The organism is Lutimonas saemankumensis, assembly GCF_020171465.1.
Taxonomy (GTDB): Bacteria; Bacteroidota; Bacteroidia; order Flavobacteriales; family Flavobacteriaceae; genus Lutimonas; species Lutimonas saemankumensis.
This window is the reverse complement of the sequence record NZ_JAIUZR010000001.1, coordinates 92,331-111,702: the sequence shown is the minus strand read 5'-3', so window position 1 is coordinate 111,702 and position 19,372 is coordinate 92,331. Positions and strand designations below refer to the sequence as shown.

The following is a 19,372-nucleotide window of genomic DNA, read 5'->3' as shown; positions in this document are numbered from 1 at the left end:
AATTGCCTTTATTTGGCATAGCTATTTCACTCACTTAAGAATACCTTTCCCTTTTGAAATATCAATATATTGATTAGCAGAAACATCTTTAATAACCTCAGTGAATCCGTCAGGCCAATCGATTTTTATTTCATCTATTTGAGTCATCTTTCCAAGCCCGACATGCAATCTAGGGTCCTTGTTTGATAAATATCCCATAGTCCATTGATTGACCAGGGTCTGGCTTTTTCCTCCACTTTTAACATGCACCATGGCTCCGATCCCCGAAGATAAACCCTTCGGTCCGGTTAAGGTTATAACCAGCCAGTTATTGCTATTTCCACCCTGATTTTCAAGCATACTGGCGGAAGCTTTTAAATCTACATGCGAAACCGTTATATCAAGATCCCCGTCATTGTCAAAATCCCACACCACCAGACCTCGACCTGACCTTTTCTCTTTAAAATATTCTCCACGGGCCTTGCCCACATCTTTAAAGTTTCCATTACCATCATTCTCCAATAAAAGAGGATACTGAAGAATCAATTCTTCTGCCGTACCATTGGCAGTAATCAAATCCAGGTCTCCGTCATTATCATAATCAAACAGCGCCGCTCCCCAACCACCTTTACCTGCCATCAATCCCGCCACTCCCGACTTTTCAGTTATATCTTCAAAGATTCCATTTCCGGTATTTCTGTATAGGGCCCCGTATTTCAGATCCGAAACGAAAATATCGATAAACCCATCCCCGTCAACATCACCCAGGGTAGCATGCATCGAACCTGTTTCCTGACCTTTGCTGTTCGCTGCCACACCGCTTGCAACTCCAACTTCATTATAAACCCCGTTATCATTTCGAAACAAGAAATTAAAATGATGGTCATTTGCCTGAAAAATGTCCAGATCTCCATCGTGATCCAGATCGGCAACCGTCAGTCCCATACATTTGGAATCGGGATAGTACAATTTATGCTTCTTAGTCACATCGATAAAACTACCATCTTTTTTTTGCTCGTACAAAATGGAAGCCTGTCCTTTGTATTCTGAGGGGTGCGGCATCATTCCAGGGGTTTGAGTAGAAACATATGCCGGATCAAAGGCCAGAAAATTTCCCACCATGGCGTCCAGTAAACCATCTTTGTTATAGTCCCAGTAAGAAACCCCGATACTCCATTTTGTATATCCGTTCAATGTTTCAGGACCCGCCAGACCCAGTTTGTCTGTTATATCGGTAAAGGTCCCGTCACCGTTATTATGGTAAAATACATTAGAACCGTAATTCAGTAAAAAGAGATCCTGAAAACCATCCTCATCCAGATCAATTGCCCCCGCAGCCATGCTCCATTGCAGATCATTCAATCCGGCTTCCTCACCGACTTCCGAAAAAGATCCATCTCCATTGTTTTTAAAAAATTTGTCCCTGCTGTTTTTAAATCGTTTACCATCACCATCAGAAATACCTTCAAGATAGGTACCGTTCATCATATAAATATCATAAAAACCGTCATTATTAAAATCAAAAACCGTAATCCCTGAACCACTGCTTTCTAAAATATTTTCATAATGAGTATCTCCAAAAGTATAATTAAAATCAAAACCTGAAGATTTTGAAACATCCTTAAAAACTACATTGGATTGGGCTAAAATTAAAAATGGCGCTGTAAACAGAGCCAAGACAAAAAGGAAATTTAATCTATTCTTCACTTACATTGGGTTTAATTGAATTCCGATAGGTTTTTTGTCCAACAATTCTCGTATTGTAACTGTTACGATATTCGAGGAGGTCTTTATTGTCCGGATATTTACCATCCAGCGGAGGATATTCCAACATATTATGATACGGCAACGGATCTACTCTGTCTCCGGCAGCCGTGTTCAAGTCACCATCTTTCACCCAACCTACACTGTGAATCAAATAGTCTCTTTTCCAACCGTTTTTCAATACCGGCAAAGAGGATGCATCAAACCGTATACTGGTTTCGTCTCCGGCATTGGTAATAATATACTTATTATCAGCCTCATTCAACAAAGGAAGTACATCTCCGTAACGGGTATAATTTCCTGTCAGATCCCTCCATTTACTGTTTGTATCAACTTCGTTGTAGTTGAACCAGTGAGGCCCGTACCTGCCTCCTTTTCTGTAAGACTTTGAAAACCCTCTATACCTTAAGTCAGCCACTTCTGCCGAAAGGATGTGTGTATTCAATTTGTTCTTCACCTCAACATCTCCAAAGAAAATCTCGTCCCAATAGATTTCCATATTGGTCCTGATCCTGATCCTGTGATCCTTGCTTAAGAATTTATCCTGCAGTTTAACAATAACATGTTTGTCTTTGCCCATTGGAAAGCTCATTTCTGAATCGACCGTTTCCCAATTTCCCTGTGGATTGATCATCTGAATAATTGGAAACTGGACTTTAATGTCATCAGATTGAGAAATAGCGACATTAATGCTGGCATCTGTTGGAAATATCCAGCCTCTCAGGAATAAATGAAGGTTCTCAAACCTGTCCGTATTTCCCGGATCCAGAATCAAGTCGTGCTGCTTGGTTATTCCCTGAAACTTGCCGGGAGTGAGATTATCAATATACTTATCATCTCTTACTGTAATTTTATTCAAAACATCTCGGTTCAGGTCATCGATGGCACTAGTAGGTGAAATCTTCTCCCGGATCTGAAGGATACTCATTCCAGGAAAAGGAGGTGGGGTAAACTGTTCAGGTACATAGATATCAATATCCTCGGGATGGTCCACGACAACCAGTTCAATCTGATCCATATAGATGGTCTCCCACAATTCAGAAGTCACCTTGAGCTCAAAAGCCCCATCTTTGGCCGCCAGTTGATCCGATTCAATTTTTATATAATCATCCGAAGCATTGGCAAAAGCATACTGTGTTGTTCCCCCCATTATTCCCAAAGGCATACCCAGAGCACTTCGCCAGGTAATATCTTTTACAAACTCATATTCTTCGCCGTTCCAGGTATAAAGAAACGGGCAGGATCCCTTTAATGTCTGTGCCTCGATCAAAGCCTGATCAGCATCCGGGAGCAAAATGTTTTGCGGGACCCCGTTGGTCCAGGTGATTCTGATGATATCTGCTCTGGCACGGTCTCCCAGGCCAAAATAAATGTTTGGGTCGGTTACTACCATACTTTGATACAAATCTCCGGCTCTCATCTCCACCTTGGCTCCAATACCAAAAAAATTATTCTTCGCGCTACCCGTTCTTAGCCCTACCAATTTCATATTGACAAAATGATTCAGATTTCCACCATCATTGCGGAATAATTTTACCTGACCGCCTGAAAGGGCCAACAGCACATCCTGGTCTCCATCTCCGTCATAGTCCATGACCTCTAAATCATTCCCTTTAAAACTGTTTTCAGGGAAAAGCTGAGATATATTTTCAAATCCGCCGGAACCATCATTATGGAACAATAATAAACCTGATTTCTCAGGGTCATTCATGTTTCCCGTTGTCAAAAGATCCTGGAATCCATCATTATCAAAATCAAGAAATAAGACATCATGTAACTGAAGGCTCCCCAGGCCATCAAATACAGTATTCATATCCGTAACGGGGTCAAATTTCCCATTGCCATCGTTATAAAAAAGTAAACTTTTCCCAATTTTATCTGATCCCAAAAAGACATCCAGAAAACCATCATTATTCAAATCTCCTACCTCGACAGAGTTTCCTTCGAAACCGTCAAAAAAAGGTGTAGCTAACTTCTTAAACTTTCCCTGCCGCAAATTGTCAAAAAGCATGGTTTTTCCCGATTCTCCAACTGTTAGCAAGTCAACATCTCCGTCATCATCGAAATCTCCAAAGGCAGCATCTTTAATACCTTGCTCACTGTGCATGGAAAAACCCATCTCCTCTGATTTATTCGTAAAGGTTCCATCACCGTTATTCCTGAAAACTGAAATCCCTTCAGTCCCTGCCTGAAAAAGGTCCAGGTCACCATCCTGATCCATATCAAAAAACAAGGCTTTTTGTATTCCTTTCCCTGAAAGGCCCGTTTCTTCTGTTATATTTCTAAGAATTCCTTTATCCTCATTTCTGTATAGAATCACCCCTTCCTGTTGCGTAATATACAGGTCAAAAAAGCCATCATTGTCATAGTCGGCAAATTCCGCCCTGGATTCAGTTCCGGAATGCATTACTCCCACTTCTGAAGCGTTATTTTCAAACCTGCCGTTGACATTGGTAAAAAGAAATGGAACATAGGTCTTATGAGAAGGGTCAAATGAGCTGAAATAAATATCTTTTGTCCCATCTCCGTTATAATCTCCGGTCTTAACATTAATCCCCTGATCAGGACCTGAATCTTCGTTAATATTTCTATCCATAATATGAAGTCCTGAGGCTTCAGTAACATCTTTAAAACTGATTACCTCCAGAACGGACCGGTCGCCCAACGATTCATTATTGACTTGTCGGTTATAATTGATCAATGGAAATCCGATCAAAGAACCTCCGGGCCCCTTCAGGTCGTTAATTCCCTCTTGATAAGGAAATGAAACCTTTAAATAATTGTGAAAAATGGTAAAACTAATGAGAGCCTTATCCAATTCCTGCATGCGTAATAGATCCATAGTCTGATCAAAATATTGCAGGGATTCCTTAGGAAATTCCGGACTCTGTTTTTGGATGATCTCAAGCCTCTCTATGGCTTTATCAGACATGTTCGATTTGATAAAAATCTCTACCAGTTGCAATTGAGCTACTAGGTTTGAAGGAGCCTCTGTTGTAAGCCTGGATAAATACTCTCTTCTTAGTTCCATAGCCTCATCTCCCTGAACTGCCGAATAAAGTTCAGAAAGTTCGTATAAAATTTTTACATGTCCGGGTTCCTTGAGCAGAGCATCCTGAAGTAGTTCAATGGCTTTTTCCGATTTACCATCCATTCTGTAAACAGTTGCCAGTAATAACTTAACATCGGCATCATCCATATCAAGTTTCATAGCTTTCAAAAGCTGGTCCTCGGCCTTATTGTAAGTTCCCATCCTCAAATAAACCAAGCCAAGATTGGCGTATCCCAGTTTATCATCAGGAGCCAGCTCAATCATTCTCAGAAACTCTCCTTCAGCCTCTTCAAGCTTGAACTCTTCCAAATAAGCCAATCCCAGGGTCTGGGCCGTCATCATTTCTATGGATTTCTTTCTACGCTCTTCTTCGGAGTCTTTGCAACCCGTGAGAGCCAGAATCAATGCGAAAAGTATGGTTAAAACTCCAATGTTCTTCATTGGATCAAAGTTAAGTAATAAATAAATATTTGCGGACTTAAATTTTATTTCAAAATCTCCTGAGGAGTGATAATTTTCAATTGGCTTTCAGCATTTTTCAGCCTTCCCAAATCATCGAATTCTATCCGGCCCGTAACACCCTGAAAATTAATTTCCGACATTACTTTTTGAATATTTTCAAAGTCATTATTGGTATTTTGTAATGAAGTAATCAAAGCCATCATTCCATCCTCAACGTAATCCTCTACCTTTCCCGGATTCTTTGAATACTTTGACTGGGAATTTGATATATATCGGATATTTTGAGGTTTCTGGGACAAAAGGTTATCAAATTCCAATGAAGCTGACGCAGCCAAATTGAAATACATAGCCGGTACTTTCCCGGAATTTTTCAGAATATATTCATGGATCTGAACAAGAGGCAGTGAGGTTCCTAAAAACAAAACCACATCCAATTCAGATTCTGAAATTTTTTTATGCCATTCCAATTCCTCGTTAAAAGATAGGATTTCCAGTGTTTGGATCTTGAAATTTTGATGTTTGGTCATCGCAGCGCGAAAACTTTTCAGCGATTGACCTGCATCATAACTGCCATCATGGATAACAAGAATTTTTGAACTCTCTTCATGTTTGCGATCAATTGAAGTTGCCAGTAGCTTAGCCTGCTGATCATCCGTCGGAATCACAGAGTAATACCAGCTTACATAAGCCTTCGAAAGACTCGGGTCACTGGACCATGCCGACACAAACAAAACCTGAGTTTTAGCGATCACCTGCTCGGCCAGATGAGAATTTCTTCCATCAAGGGCGCCAATGATACCTATAACTTTATCTTTAAAAACAAGATCCACAATCTGACTCGACCCTGCTCCCCAAGCTCCCTTGACCAGTCTGGATTCCAGTTTTATTTTTTTACCGTTGATACCTCCTGAATCATTGATCCTCTTAACTACACTATTGGCCGAGTTTATGGCTCGTGTTTCATTCACTTCGTTAACCAGCAAACCAATGCTAATCATTTCAGCGGGCCCTGTTTTTTGGGCACTAGCCTTATTCGGCAGGGCCATGAAAAACCCTATCCATAGTAAATTTAAGATCAGGATTCTCAGCATTCTTTTTATTGTTTAAATGAATTGATCCTTGATTCAATAACCCGGCATACTGCCTGAATGTGCCCGTTCGCCCAATTCCGGGCTTGGACTAAATTCAAATTTGCCATTTTTGACTTCCGCCATCCAAATATCGCCAATATCGTTCCAGCTTTCATCAAAAACAATTTTGCCGGTTACTCCTTCATAACCCTGAAAAGTTTTAAGGTCAGTCAAAATATCTCGAATAAGGACTCTGTTGAGCCCGGCTTGTTCAATGGCTTTTACAATCAGATTCATTCCATCATAGGCGTGAGCAGCAAAGACATCAGGATCCATCCCAAATCTTTTCTTGTACTGATTCCTGAATTTTTTGAGTTTTTCATTTCCTGAAGAGGGATTGTACTGGCAGGTACTTACCACGCCTTCAGCAAGTTCCCCAGCCAGGGACAGAAATTCCTGAGACACGACTCTGTCCGATGCATAGATGGGTTGATGCATTCCCATGGCTCTGATCTGTTTCAGTATTAGCGCGGATTCTTTGGCATTTGCCCAGATCAGAATTGCGTCTGGCTCAACTCTTTTGATATTCTTCAACTGCATACTGAAATCTGTTTCCCCTTCCGAAAAACGCTCCTCGATCATCATTGGGTGTCCCAGCCTTACAGCTGCCCCTGAATATTCCATGATCCCGACTCTTCCATACCTGGAATTTGCCCTGATAACGGCCACTCTTTCATGCTGCTTTTCCTCAAAGATATGAGTCGCCAAAGCATAACCACTTTGTCTGTCATCACTGATCACACGGATGGCCCAGGGAATATTGGTTTCCGTAAAAGTAGGATCAGGATCACCGGTATTTACCATCATGATCTCCATTTTCAAAGTAGCCCTCAGGGCAACATGAGAAACGATATCATCAATAGAACCCAACCAAGCCCAAACACCTTCTTCGTCCATTTTAACTACCTGATTGGCTGCGGCTCCCCAAAGCCCTACATCATTATGGATCATCAGTTGATAAGGAAGCCCATTGTATCCTCCATTACTATTGGCTTGCTCCAAAGCAAGTTTGGCCCCATTGAGCATTTGTTCTCCCATAGGAACCAGTGAGGACCCCTCTAAAGGCCCAAGAAAACCAATTCTCACTTCAGTCAGATCTTCAGGGGCCTTTTTCTCTCTGCCTGCTCCATAGAATTGAACCGGTTCTACAAAATGGTATTTGTAAGCTTTTTGAAAATTCTGATAAGGAAACAGTTTATCCGGAGTCTTCCCGTATTTCAATCCCTTTTCCTGTCCAAAAGCCATTTGACAACCCAATACCACCAGTGCCAAAAAGCAAATAAATCTCCTGATCCTGAATTTCATAACCACGTATTTATTTTACTTTACAAACGGCATATACTTCTAGTTCAACCAATAAGGTCTCCCAGCAAAGTCTTGCCTGAATTCCCGTACTAGCGGGAAGCGGGTCTAAATTCATCCATTGATAGAATGAGGTTCTGATTTTATTGAATTCATCATAGTCTCTTTCAATATCTCTCAAATAATTTGTAGTTCTCACCACATCGTGCCATGTCATTCCTTCGGCTTCAAGCAAATTGGTAATATTGAAATAGGTTCTCCATAACTGCGCCTTAAAATCACCTATATGCTCTGGTTTACCTTCTTCGTTAACACTTGCCGTCCCTGAAATAAGTAAAACCTTATAATCCCCAAAATCGAGTCTTAAAGCTCTTGAAAAAGAGGATGGCTTCTCATAATCATAGGCCTCATTTATAGTATGAGGTGCGTGTACTACATGCTTTTCTATCGGAGGCCGTTCTTCGTGAATTGATGGATAAACCGTAGGTGTAATGGTATTATCTTCTGATAAGATACCCAGTTTTTTCATTTCAATTTTTTCACCATCGGTAAGTTTATTCAAATCAATCAATATTCTTCTTTCCTGAATGTCTAATGTATTGCTCATAATTCCTGCTTTTTTTCTAATGTTCTATAATGTTATTTGTCCGACAATGCCAGACCAAGATTTTCTCTGTTTATTAATTTCCCTCTGCTTAACCCTTTAGAAGTGGCCACCCAGATCATGTCATCTTTCAGGTCCACACCAAGCACATAGTTATGTGTCAAGGATGGGCTAAGCTTTACTTCTCTTACAGATCCCTTTTGTAATATCCTGGCTTTTCCATCACTGTTTTGGTCATTTCTGGTGTAAGTAACCCAATTCTCGCCATCCGTGCTGCTTAAACCCCTGTCTGTGCAAATGAAAACGTATTTTCCAGAGGCCTTCACGAAATTGATGAAATTACTGGCTAGTCCACTGTCATGATCAAAGTATCCTTTCCATCGAGTTCCGTCATAACGGCTGAGTCCAAAATAGGTTCCTACCCAAAGCATACCTTCAGACCAGGATGCTCCGGTTGTGATATCATGCACGATACCGTCGTCTGGAAACAAATCAATTTCCATGTTCCCGTCCGGATCCGTATAGTCTCTGAATTGCGAGTTTTTTTTGTTGTATTCAACAATTCCACCACCCCATGCAGCGATAAATATTTTATCATCACCGGTGCAAATTCCATATGTCCATGGCTCATGCATGGGGGCATTTTCCTCCGTATATATTTCCCATTCTTTAGAATAGGAATCATATTTCCCTGCTCCTCCACCTGTTGCTACCCAAACGTCCTTTCCGTCGCAGGCCACCGAATATATCAGGTCATTTGGCATACCACTGTTCATTTGATTGAAATTTTCAAACTTCCCGGCCGACCATCTGGATAAACCTCCCAAGGTACCAATCCAGATATCTCCTGTAAGTTCATTTTTGGCCAAGGATAAAACCCCATTATGCGCAAGGCCATCCCGGGTTGTATAGGTTGTCCATTCTTTGTTCTGGTAAACAGCAAGTCCCTCATGCGTTCCTACAAGGATTCGCTCATTATCTACAAGTACACAATAGGTTTTATCAGAAGGCAGTCCATCTTTAACCGTAAAATGTTTCCATTCTCCATAGAGGGGCATCTCCCCTGTCTCCGGAGACAGATCTGAGCTACCCTCCTTCTTCTCTGAAACAAATCCGAGCGAAAAAACGATAAATAAAACTATGATTATTACTGTTCCTGAATAACGATTATGTGTTGGTAGTATCTTCATAAGCATCATATTAATTTGAAATTAGCAAAGACCCGTGTTGTACTTCAATTTGTAATTGATCATATTGCGGGCTCCTCAATGATTTTAAATAATTGATAAGATCATTCAAATCCGTTTTACTCATATCATTGACCAGACCATGTTTGTCATCGGTTCCGTAAATGGTCCATATCTCTTCCAGGGTCTTGGCCCGACCGTCATGTAAATAAGGTGGGGATGCAAAAACATTTGTTAAATGCGGTGTATCAAAAAGAGTTGGATCATCAGAATCAGCGAGTGTACTGACATCGGAAAGTTTCTGGTCAGTGAACAAGGGAGCCGGATGACAGGTAACACAACGATTGTTCTCCGGGATCGGATTTCCAAAATTATCTTTCTTTCTTTCAAACAGAATCTTTCCTCTTTTTTGAGAGTCTGTCAATTCACCTGTAGGATTATACATCAGATTAGGAGGTTGTTTTATACCTCGCATGATATAAGCCGTTATGGCATCCAGATCGTCATAGCTGAATTGTTCTGTCCTTGTCAGAACCGTGGAAAAGCGCATTCCGTCTTGTTTATAGACCGTTTGATTCTTTCCATTCCATTTAAACGGGGCCGTGTCCCCTATTTCTCTTAAAGACTGGGTATTGGTCAGATTACGACCCATTTGTTTACCAGCCATATTATAGACCAACCCGTCTTCGTGGTTATCAGGGTGGCAGGTATAACAAGAATATTGGTTCTGAAAAGTATGTCCGGCATTATTGAACAATCTCCGCCCCTGACGTGCCACTGTGATCCGTTCCGGGCCACCCAATTTTACACTACCCTTTTTTGACAGGGTTTCTGTATCAATAATGGTTATTGCATCATTCAACTGCTCAGCTACATAAAGCTCGGACCCGTCTGAAGAAATGCCAAGCCCTTTCGGGTTATGACCCGTTTGAATTCTCTTCGAAACAAATTGTCTGCTTAATCCCAGGGTATTGGCAAAAAGATCTCGTTCCTTTTGATCGCTCCTGTTCAGTATTTTTCTTATTGAATCTACCTCAATGACGGAAATTTTATCCACCCCTGAACTCGATACAAAAAGACGTTTACCATCTGGTGTTATTTCTATATCAAAGGGATCCGGATAATAGGCGTTAGGCTCGTCAAGGAGGAATTGTGTAACCCTGTTTTGCCGTCCTCTCTCGATAACTCCTATGCCATGAGTCATCATCCATCCTCCTTCAACCTGTACAGAAGGAATCTGATTCTTTGGTCGTATAAGCGTGACGAAAGCAAGGTCCCCTTCAGGAACGTAAACCGCGTTTTCCATGAGATACGCTGATTCAATATTCAGCTTTGTGATGCGCTGTCCGGCCGTTTCAATCAACGTAATTTCCGTAATTAAAGTCTCGTTAAAATCTGCGAGATTTGCGCGTCTTCCCGTTATAAGCATCTGATCACCTGATGGGGATATGGCAATTCCTGTAGGATTGATTCCGGTGGAAAGCCTTTTAACCTCATTCAGGGTCGAAAGATCAAAAACTGAAACATCCGATCCGAAGGAATTGACAACATAGAGATGTTTTCTTTCTTTATCCAGCATGATTCCTGCAGGCCCGTTTCCAGTTTTAACAGTTTTAATGATCTTAAACGTCAACAGGTCTATAATGCTCACTGTATCGGACCATTCATTGCTCACGTATGCCTTTTGCGACTTTTCATCAATGATCACCGAATGAGGATGATTTCCTACTTTGATTTTTTCAAAGACTTTTTCATTTTGCATATCCACCTTTAAAAGTTCATCGGTATCCTGGGCCACTACATACATCCATTGATTCGTCGCGTCAACAGCAAGGTTAAACGGAGAATAATAATCGGCATTGATGATCCTTGTGATCAGTTTGTTCTTTGAGATTGGGATATGGCAGGAAGTACACAGCAAAGGATGATCTGTTACGGCAGTCCGCTCATTGACATGTTCCCTGGCAAGTTGACGACCCGGGAAAAATATGAGTAGGACTAACCCCGTCAAGGCAACAATGATCATATATAGTTTTAATTTACTCATTTATTCATTCTTGTTTAGCAAGAAGTTCATTTACCCTTGGAATAGATATGGGTTCCTTGGTTACCGCCAGGGGCTGCCTGTTGTCTGGTACCCTATCGTTTCCCTGATGACAACCCGTACAGGCCCGTCTTTCATTGGGCCTTAAATTTATCCAGCTGCTGGGCCCGTTAACAATATTATTCTCGGCATCCAGGGTTTGCAGACGAAAAGGAGTATCAGCCTTAAGTTTCAAATAAACTGACCCATCAGATTCAAGGTCTACAATACCCAAGCTTGATTTTTTTCCTATAACTTCTAATTTTACAGCTTTCGCAGCAGCAGCATCCTCGGATTGAAATCCGTAAAAACCTGCGTCCTGACAAAGTAAAAGAGCTGTATTCTCTTCATGATTCACTTCACTCGGAATTTTCTTGGGAACCTTCCGTTTTTGAATGGCAGCAATACTTATGACTTTTGAATTAGCGTTGCTGTAAACAGGACCAGACAGGGAATTGTCTATGATATTGAATTCATATACCCCTGACTCATTCTTTTCAGAATCATCAAAACTCAAAAGCAACCGACCTGGTTCGCTATATGACATTGACAGGGTTTTATCCTTGACTTTGTCTGATAATATATGTTTCGTAAACAAAGGGTCACTATAATTCAAGCTGTATACAGACCCTTTCTTATTCGGATCACTTTCAAACAAATAAATTGTACCATCTGTTGACTCAAACCCAGACCTTACCAGCTCAAGATCAGATACCGAAAACAACATCTCTTTGCTTCCGTCAGGTCGCATCACCAATAATTTTCGTTGAGACTGGTCATTTTGCCCCGCTCTTATTTTTGCGCAAATGATCCTTCCGTCTTGAAGTGTGTTAAGAACAAAATAGGATCCCGGAGAAAAGGTAATTCGCTCCTCATCCTGTCTATCTCTTTTGATTTTAAATAAGGCATATTCCTTTACCTTATCTGCCGAAATTTCTTTACTGAATACAATGCTTCCGTCCGGAAGGTAAACGGGAGATAAACAATTTGTCACTGAATTTGTCAGTTGAATTATCTCACTATCCTCAAGGTTCATTTCATAGATCTGCCAGATATCAGTATCTTTTTTCTGTCCTGAAAAAATCATACTTCTTCCGTTAAAATTGATATTTGGATTGGAAGCTGAGTAAAAATCCTGGGTCAAAGAACGAACAGAACCCCCTTTTTCTTTTAAACTATAGCGTAATATTCTCGCCTGCGGTACAAGTCCGTATGCCTCTAATAATAAGGATTCGGCTGATACTGAACCCTTTTGGACCTCAGTAAAAAGAACCTCCTTGTTTCGGGTATCTTTGTTACAGGACATAAAAAATACAAGCGACAAAATCGACAGTAACCTAAATACCGATAAACCATGTAATTTTACTTTCATAAATTATGATCTATAAAGGTTCTTCTATTTTTAAAATTTGATTTGCCCGGATATTTTCAAGCACCTGTGATGAACCTGAGGGCCATTGAATCTCAATTCGATCTATAACTTCATTTTCTAAAAGTCCAAAATGCATGCGAGGATCATTTTGTGATAAGTATCCTGTAGTACTTTTCCTTTGTCCCGTCTGAATATCCTCTCCACATTGAATCTTTATTCTTGAACCAATTCCGTCCCGATTACTTTTTGAGCCTTTAAGGTCAAGAAGGATCCAATTGTTTTTATTTCCTTTGTTGTTTCTTAAAAATTTGGCTTCCCCGTTTAAATTAATCACTAAGATGTCCATATCCCCGTCATTATCGTAATCCCCCATACAGGCACCTCTTCCAACATTTTCTTCTTCAAAATAAGGTCCTAGTTCCAAAGAGGAATCCTCAAATTTTCCATCACCCACATTTTCAAATAGCTGATCTTCCTGGCCGTAAAGATGCTTAAGCTCTCCATTAGCCTTGAAAATATCCGGGTCTCCATCGTTATCATGATCCAGAAATGAAGATGACCAGCCCACAAATTGTCCGGAGGCCATTGATATTCCTGATGCATAGGAATTATCCTGAAATATCCCATCCCCTATATTCTCATATAGTGAGCAATAGTTGTCGTCGGAAATAAATATATCCAGTTTCTCGTCATGATTGTAATCCGCAAAATCAACTGACATACTTACCGTAGCCTCTCCAGCCTGGCTGAATCCCGTCCCTGATAAGGTTCCAAGGTCGGTGAATCCTTTGCCCTGATCATTGTGCCATAAAAAATTCACCGTATGGTCATTCGCAACGTATATATCAACATAGCCATCATCATCGTAATCTGCTGCACCAACTCCCATGGCACGACCATCAATATCCACAATCCCCATGGCCTCGGTCACATCTTCAAAGGTATTATCTCCGTTATTTCTGTAGAGAACATCCTTTTGGCTGTCATAGGCCAACGGACCCGGAAAACCATCCGGAGCGTAATAGTAGGTATATTCAGGATCAAAATTCAGGTAATTCCCCACGTACAGGTCAAGAAACCCGTCATTATCATAATCGAACCAGACGGCCCCCACACTGCACTGCTCACCTCCTTCAACAGCTGCCTTTGAACTAACATCCTTAAATGAGCCATCACCCAGATTTAGGTACAGCGTGTTCTTCCCGTGATTACTTAAAAAAATGTCTGGAAAATCATCATTGTTAATATCCCCAACAGTTATACCCATGCTGTAAAAGGATTTATTTATTCCGGCTTCCTCACTTACATCCTCAAAGGTTCCATTCCCAAGATTCTTATATAGATGGTTGTGCCCTTCTGTATTCTTCGGCTTGGTTTTGCTGAAACCCTCAACCCAGGTACCACTGCAGGTAAATATGTCCATAAATCCATCCTGATCATAATCAAGAAAAGCAGCACCACCCCCTACTGATTCAACAATATTTTCCATCTCGGCTGCACCTATGGAATGGACAAAGTCCAATCCAATATCCTTGGCAATTTCCTGATAAAAATCCTGAGTCACAGGTATGGGCACAGGTTTGGCATTCAATTCCGCCTTTTTGGCTTTGGGGTCAGTTTTACATGAAAAGATAATAAATACCAGAAACCAATACATAAACGCTTTTAACGGAAAGCGATTCCTGCATTTGTTTCTAAAAATATTTTGTTGATACGTATGATTTGAACTCACTTTCAGTTACCTGTTTTAATATTCAAAATATCCTGAAAACAAAAGTTTCTGAAGTCTTGTAAAGGAGCCCGATCCTTGATTTTTGTTTCCATGCCAAAGTTGGGATAGTTTTGGCTGAAAAAAAATGATATAAATCATTAAAAAAAATCTTGTTTTACTATTTCTTTACCGAAATTTCCATGGATTAAAAGAAGTATATTTGGCACAAAATCGGATAATGGGCTGATTATAATATGAAGCGGAAGTTCCCAGGTCTAAAGGCTGAAGTGAATAAACCGAAAAGTCAGAGAAATCAATTCCAAGTTTATGAGGAGACATTTATTTTTTGTTACACTAGTATGTACCACCCTTTTAATAAGTTGTAACCGCGACCCTAAAAAAGATTTGTTCAAAATGGTGGACCCTGAAGTTTCAGGTCTCAACTTTTCAAATGTAATTATAGAAAACGACAGTGTAAACCCAAGTGAATGCCTCAATTGCTTCAATGGCGGTGGTGTTGGTATTGGAGATTTCAATAATGATGGGCTCTATGATGTGGTTTTTACCGGTAATCAGATTTCTTCAGCTTTGTATCTCAACAAAGGAAGTCTTAGGTTTCAGGATATTACGGAAGAAGCGAATGTTAAAACATCAAGCTGGATCACGGGTGTATCTGTTGTTGATATCAATGCTGATGGCCTCGATGATATATATTTAAATGTTGCCGGTGTCAAATGTGAAAATAACTGTAATAACCTTTTATTTGTCAATCAGGGGGTAAATAAGAATGGAATTCCTGTTTTTAAAGAAATGGCTCATGAATACGGCCTGGATGACGGAAATTACTCCACACAATCGGTGTTTTTTGACTACGATCTGGATGGAGACTTAGACGTATACATCGTCCATAATAAAAACAACACCCACTTCAACCGGAATACACCAAGGCCTAAAAAGTACTGGCCCGAATACCTTACCGATTACATGCTTAGAAATGAAAGCAAGGAAGGGGTCGATCACCCGGTATTTAAAAATGTGTCCGAGGAACTGAATATAACGCATAAAGGTTTCGGCCTTGGGGTCGGGATTGCGGACTTCAACAATGATCAATTGGTTGATGTTTATGTCTCCAACGACTTTATTACAGAAGATCTTCTTTATTTGAACAAGGCTCACAGGGATAGCATCAATCCGGAATTTATCGAATCAAATAAAAAGTATATTGGGCATATGACCACGAATGGCATGGGGATGGATATTGCAGATATTAATAACGACGGTATCTGGGACATTTACGTTCTTGACATGCTTCCCAATAGCTACAACAGACAGAAAAGGGTCCTTGGAGGAATGAATTATATGGCTCATATGGTGATCACGGGAAATGATTATACAGCCCAATATATGAGAAACACACTTCAGCTGGGAAATGGCCATCTTAACGGGGAACCCGTGAGAAGCAGTGAGGTTGCTTTTCAGAAAGGAATTTCCAGTACAGACTGGAGCTGGGCCGGCCTGATGGTTGATTTCGACAATGACGGAGACAAGGACATATATGTAAGTAATGGCTATATCAAAGACATTATAGATTTGGATTACCTCAATTTCACGGCTCAAAAAAGTACTGTCTTTACCCCGAGTAAAAACAAGTTGAAAAAATACGTAATGGAATTACCGGCCATTGAGGAACCTAATTTTTTCTACGAGCAAAAGGAAGGTAATCTGTTTTCAGATGTGTCCGGACACTGGACCGAACCAGTCCCGTCTTTATCTAATGGTGTAGCCTATGCAGACCTTGATCTCGACGGGGATCTTGACCTGGTAGTCAGCAACATAAACGGGAAGGCATTTCTGTTGGAAAATCAGAGCTCGGAGCAGCTGAAAAACAATTACTTACGTGTAAAATTAGTTGGTAAGGGACAAAACACAGGAGCCATTGGATCCAAGGTTTCAATCTGGCAAAAAGGAAAAGAACAGCATCAGTTTCATTCCGTTATTAGGGGGTACCTGTCTTCCGTGGAGCCCATTATTCACTTTGGATTAAGTTCTGAACCCATTGACTCTTTAAAGGTGATCTGGCCGGATGGAACAGTGACAAAAATAAATAACCCTGATCCAAATCAACTCCTGGAACTAAATCAAAAAGAGGCTAGACAAAACCACCGTCCAAAATCAAAAAATGAATTTTTGTTTACAAATCAGGATTCCATTCTGCCCTTTGTACACAAGGAGAATAAATTCAATGAATATACGGATCAACCCTTATTGATGAGACAGTATTCCCAATCGGGTCCTTGCATAGCTGCTGGAAATATTGACGGGATCGAGGGAGACGAAATTTTTATCGGCGGAAGTTACAACGAACCAGGTTCAATTTGGTTTCAGGATGAAAACGGAAAATTTTATCCCAAACAAGTGCTCGATTCAGTTTTTGAAGATACTGATGCGGTTTTTATTGATGTGGATAACGACAAGGACCTCGATCTTTACGTAGGCAGTGGGGGAAATGAATTCTTTGAAAACTCACCACGATTCCTGGATCGCCTGTATATTAATGACGGAAAAGGACATTTTACAAGAGATAAAAAGGCGCTACCTGAAATTTTCAACAGCACCGGATGCGTGAGGGCGGTTGATATTGACCATGATCAGGATATGGACCTGTTTATCGGTGCACGAATAACACCTTACAACTATCCCAAAACACCTGAAAGCTCCATATTGATAAACGATAATGGAACATTTCATCTTGAGGAAAATTCGGTAATTCAGGATGCAGGTATGATTACGGACGCTATCTGGACTGATATTGACAACGATCAATGGGAGGATCTAATCGTATCCGGTGAATTTATGCCCGTTAAAATCTATAAAAATAATAAGGGTAAACTTGAAAAATCAGATTTAAAATGGGTCAATAAGGAAAATGTACCCATTGAGGTAGAAGGATGGTGGAATTGCATTCAGGCCCATGACTTTGATCAGGACGGAGATCTGGATTTCATTGCTGGGAACCAGGGCTTAAATTCCTATTATAAACCAAAAAAGAATTATCCTCTGTATGTGTACAACAAAGACTACGATGGCAATGGAAAACTGGATCCTCTGCTGGGCCAGTATTTTGAACACGAAGGAAAAGAGATCCTTTATCCTGTTCATGGAAGGGAGGACATCAAATTACAATTTCCAGAATCCATGGTTCAGTTTTACTCTTTCGAGGATTTTGCAAGTGTCACTTTCGAGAGTATCCTTAAAATTGAGGATCTGGAGGCTGAAACCTTAAAGGCTTCCACGTTCGCCAGCTCTTATATGGAAAATCTCGGGAATGGAAATTTTATGGTCCATCCTTTTCATGACGCCCTTCAGGTTTCTCCGATCAACGATATGCTTATCGAAGACTTCGATAATGATGGACAAAAGGAATTCCTGGTGGTCGGCAATGATTTTAGCGCTGAGTCTAATTATGGCCAGTTTGATGCGCTTACAGGATTAATGGTCAAAACCAACGGTAAAGACTTCGAAGTTGTTCCCAGTAGAAAATCTGGATTTAAAGTACAGGGACAATCAAAACATTTGATTCAAATCACGGACCGTTTCAATCAGAAACTGATTATCGCTACCCAGAACAACGAGAAAATAAAAATCTTTACAACGCCATAGTTCTTGATCTGAAGAATCAGTTTCTTTCACGTTGGAATCGCTGCCATTCTCTGGCAAATTCTTCATCGATCAACCAGGAGGCCCTGGACTTATCTCCTGAATAATTTTCATAAGCCTGGATTTCAAAACTATTATGATTGCCCAGCCAGCCTTCTGATTCATCAAGGGGCTGAAGTTCCATAGAGCCTCCTTTAAGTCTTTTGGCCAAAACCTTGGTGAACAATTTTTGTAAAAGAGAATCCGTTCGGTCAAGACGTCCAAAATGATCCACCACGGGTTCTTTTACAAGGCTCCAGTTTGCTCCAATACTCCGCTTTAATTCAACAACTTCAATAATCCTGTCGTTTCTATGCTGAAAATCGTTTTCTCCATAAAACATAATTCCAGGGACCCCCTTGTTAACATCAGGAGTCAAATCTAAGCCTCCTCCTCTTATGTTTCCAAATGCCAAAACCCTTTCGTGCCTGAATGCAGAAAAACTATGGCTAAACAAACCTCCTGCAGAAAAGCCTCTTAACAAAAAAGGTAAATCCTTGAGGTATTCCTTTCCGGCCTTTTCCGATAATTTTTCCAAAGCCAGCAATAAAGCCAGCCCGCTGCCCTCTTCAGAATGAGAATAATATCCGCCCTGACCATCCGATTTGAAATGAATACCTAGCAGTGCAAGGTTTTCTTTTCTGGCAAAATCCCGCCAAAGAGGAGATTTAGTTAAGCCCATACCATTTGAATTATGGCCTTGTAGCAAAACCGCTACAGCTTTCAGCTCTTTATCTGTTTCCGGAAGCCATAGCCTAAACTCTGCAACTTCAAAATTTTGAGAGGCCTGCGGAAAAACCCTGTAAGTACTTTCATCTATGAATTCACCCAAAGACACCTCATCTTCCATTCCCGATTCAGTATCATCTCCGCTACAGCCAAAAATCAAAACTGTAATTAGTAATAAAAGCAACCAGGGGCTCTCTATTTTAGTCATAACGCAAATAGCTTTTGTTCTCAATAACTAAAAGTAATCAAAAAAGGGAAAATAATCCCGGAGAAAGGCTTGTCAAAATGGGAAAAAACTGAT

Annotated in this window: 11 protein-coding genes; 1 reads left to right on the top strand and 10 read right to left on the bottom strand. The window is 40.6% G+C overall.

Annotation, left to right across the window (positions count from 1 at the left end; all coding sequences use genetic code 11):
• Positions 1-30: 30 nt before the first annotated feature.
• From LCM02_RS00445 to LCM02_RS00405, 9 genes are read right to left on the bottom strand one after another with little or no spacing between them, the layout of a single operon-like run.
• On the bottom strand, positions 31-1,686 hold the full coding sequence (locus LCM02_RS00445; RefSeq protein WP_224926339.1) for a CRTAC1 family protein: 1,656 nt from the start codon (positions 1,684-1,686) through the stop codon (positions 31-33).
• Positions 1,676-5,236 (bottom strand): CRTAC1 family protein, encoded by a 3,561-nt coding sequence (locus tag LCM02_RS00440; protein WP_224926338.1) that lies wholly within the window; start codon positions 5,234-5,236, stop codon positions 1,676-1,678. Before LCM02_RS00440 ends, LCM02_RS00445 begins: the two co-directional genes overlap by 11 nt.
• A gap of 44 nt (positions 5,237-5,280) precedes the next feature.
• On the bottom strand, positions 5,281-6,348 hold the full coding sequence (locus tag LCM02_RS00435; protein ID WP_224926337.1) for an ABC transporter substrate-binding protein: 1,068 nt from the start codon (positions 6,346-6,348) through the stop codon (positions 5,281-5,283).
• A 33-nt stretch (positions 6,349-6,381) separates the two neighbouring features.
• A complete protein-coding gene (locus LCM02_RS00430) occupies positions 6,382-7,692 on the bottom strand; it encodes an ABC transporter substrate-binding protein (RefSeq protein WP_224926336.1) in 1,311 nt (436 codons plus the stop codon).
• Positions 7,693-7,702: 10 nt separating this feature from the next.
• On the bottom strand, positions 7,703-8,296 hold the full coding sequence (locus LCM02_RS00425) for a Rid family hydrolase (RefSeq protein WP_224926335.1): 594 nt from the start codon (positions 8,294-8,296) through the stop codon (positions 7,703-7,705).
• Between the two features lie 32 nt (positions 8,297-8,328).
• Complete coding sequence (locus LCM02_RS00420) at positions 8,329-9,483, bottom strand: ligand-binding sensor domain-containing protein (RefSeq protein WP_224926334.1); 1,155 nt, start codon at positions 9,481-9,483, stop codon at positions 8,329-8,331.
• A gap of 10 nt (positions 9,484-9,493) precedes the next feature.
• Positions 9,494-11,527, bottom strand: a complete 2,034-nt coding sequence (locus LCM02_RS00415) for a YncE family protein (protein ID WP_224926333.1) — start codon at positions 11,525-11,527, stop codon at positions 9,494-9,496.
• 4 nt (positions 11,528-11,531) lie between these two features.
• A complete protein-coding gene (locus tag LCM02_RS00410; RefSeq protein WP_224926332.1) occupies positions 11,532-12,935 on the bottom strand; it encodes an HzsA-related protein in 1,404 nt (467 codons plus the stop codon).
• A 10-nt stretch (positions 12,936-12,945) separates the two neighbouring features.
• Complete coding sequence (locus tag LCM02_RS00405; RefSeq protein ID WP_224926331.1) at positions 12,946-14,592, bottom strand: CRTAC1 family protein; 1,647 nt, start codon at positions 14,590-14,592, stop codon at positions 12,946-12,948.
• A 381-nt stretch (positions 14,593-14,973) separates the two neighbouring features.
• Here LCM02_RS00405 and LCM02_RS00400 point away from each other — a divergent pair, with 381 nt between their 5' ends.
• Positions 14,974-18,306, top strand: a complete 3,333-nt coding sequence (locus LCM02_RS00400; RefSeq protein ID WP_224926330.1) for a VCBS repeat-containing protein — start codon at positions 14,974-14,976, stop codon at positions 18,304-18,306.
• A gap of 16 nt (positions 18,307-18,322) precedes the next feature.
• Here the strand turns inward: LCM02_RS00400 and LCM02_RS00395 are convergent, their stop codons facing one another.
• Positions 18,323-19,279 (bottom strand): hypothetical protein, encoded by a 957-nt coding sequence (locus LCM02_RS00395; RefSeq protein WP_224926329.1) that lies wholly within the window; start codon positions 19,277-19,279, stop codon positions 18,323-18,325.
• Between the last annotated feature and the right edge of the window lie 93 nt (positions 19,280-19,372).

What these genes read in the sequence shown, in the direction of transcription:
- LCM02_RS00440 (WP_224926338.1), bottom strand. Translation starts at nt 5,236, where the DNA reads ATGAAGAACATTGGAGTTTTAACCATACTTTTCGCATTGATTCTGGCT.
- LCM02_RS00435 (WP_224926337.1), bottom strand. Translation starts at nt 6,348, where the DNA reads ATGCTGAGAATCCTGATCTTAAATTTACTATGGATAGGGTTTTTCATG.
- LCM02_RS00430 (WP_224926336.1), bottom strand. Translation starts at nt 7,692, where the DNA reads ATGAAATTCAGGATCAGGAGATTTATTTGCTTTTTGGCACTGGTGGTA.
- LCM02_RS00425 (WP_224926335.1), bottom strand. Translation starts at nt 8,296, where the DNA reads ATGAGCAATACATTAGACATTCAGGAAAGAAGAATATTGATTGATTTG.
- LCM02_RS00420 (WP_224926334.1), bottom strand. Translation starts at nt 9,483, where the DNA reads ATGAAGATACTACCAACACATAATCGTTATTCAGGAACAGTAATAATC.
- LCM02_RS00415 (WP_224926333.1), bottom strand. Translation starts at nt 11,527, where the DNA reads ATGAGTAAATTAAAACTATATATGATCATTGTTGCCTTGACGGGGTTA.
- LCM02_RS00410 (WP_224926332.1), bottom strand. Translation starts at nt 12,935, where the DNA reads ATGAAAGTAAAATTACATGGTTTATCGGTATTTAGGTTACTGTCGATT.
- LCM02_RS00405 (WP_224926331.1), bottom strand. Translation starts at nt 14,592, where the DNA reads ATGTATTGGTTTCTGGTATTTATTATCTTTTCATGTAAAACTGACCCC.
- LCM02_RS00400 (WP_224926330.1), top strand. Translation starts at nt 14,974, where the DNA reads ATGAGGAGACATTTATTTTTTGTTACACTAGTATGTACCACCCTTTTA.
- LCM02_RS00395 (WP_224926329.1), bottom strand. Translation starts at nt 19,279, where the DNA reads ATGACTAAAATAGAGAGCCCCTGGTTGCTTTTATTACTAATTACAGTT.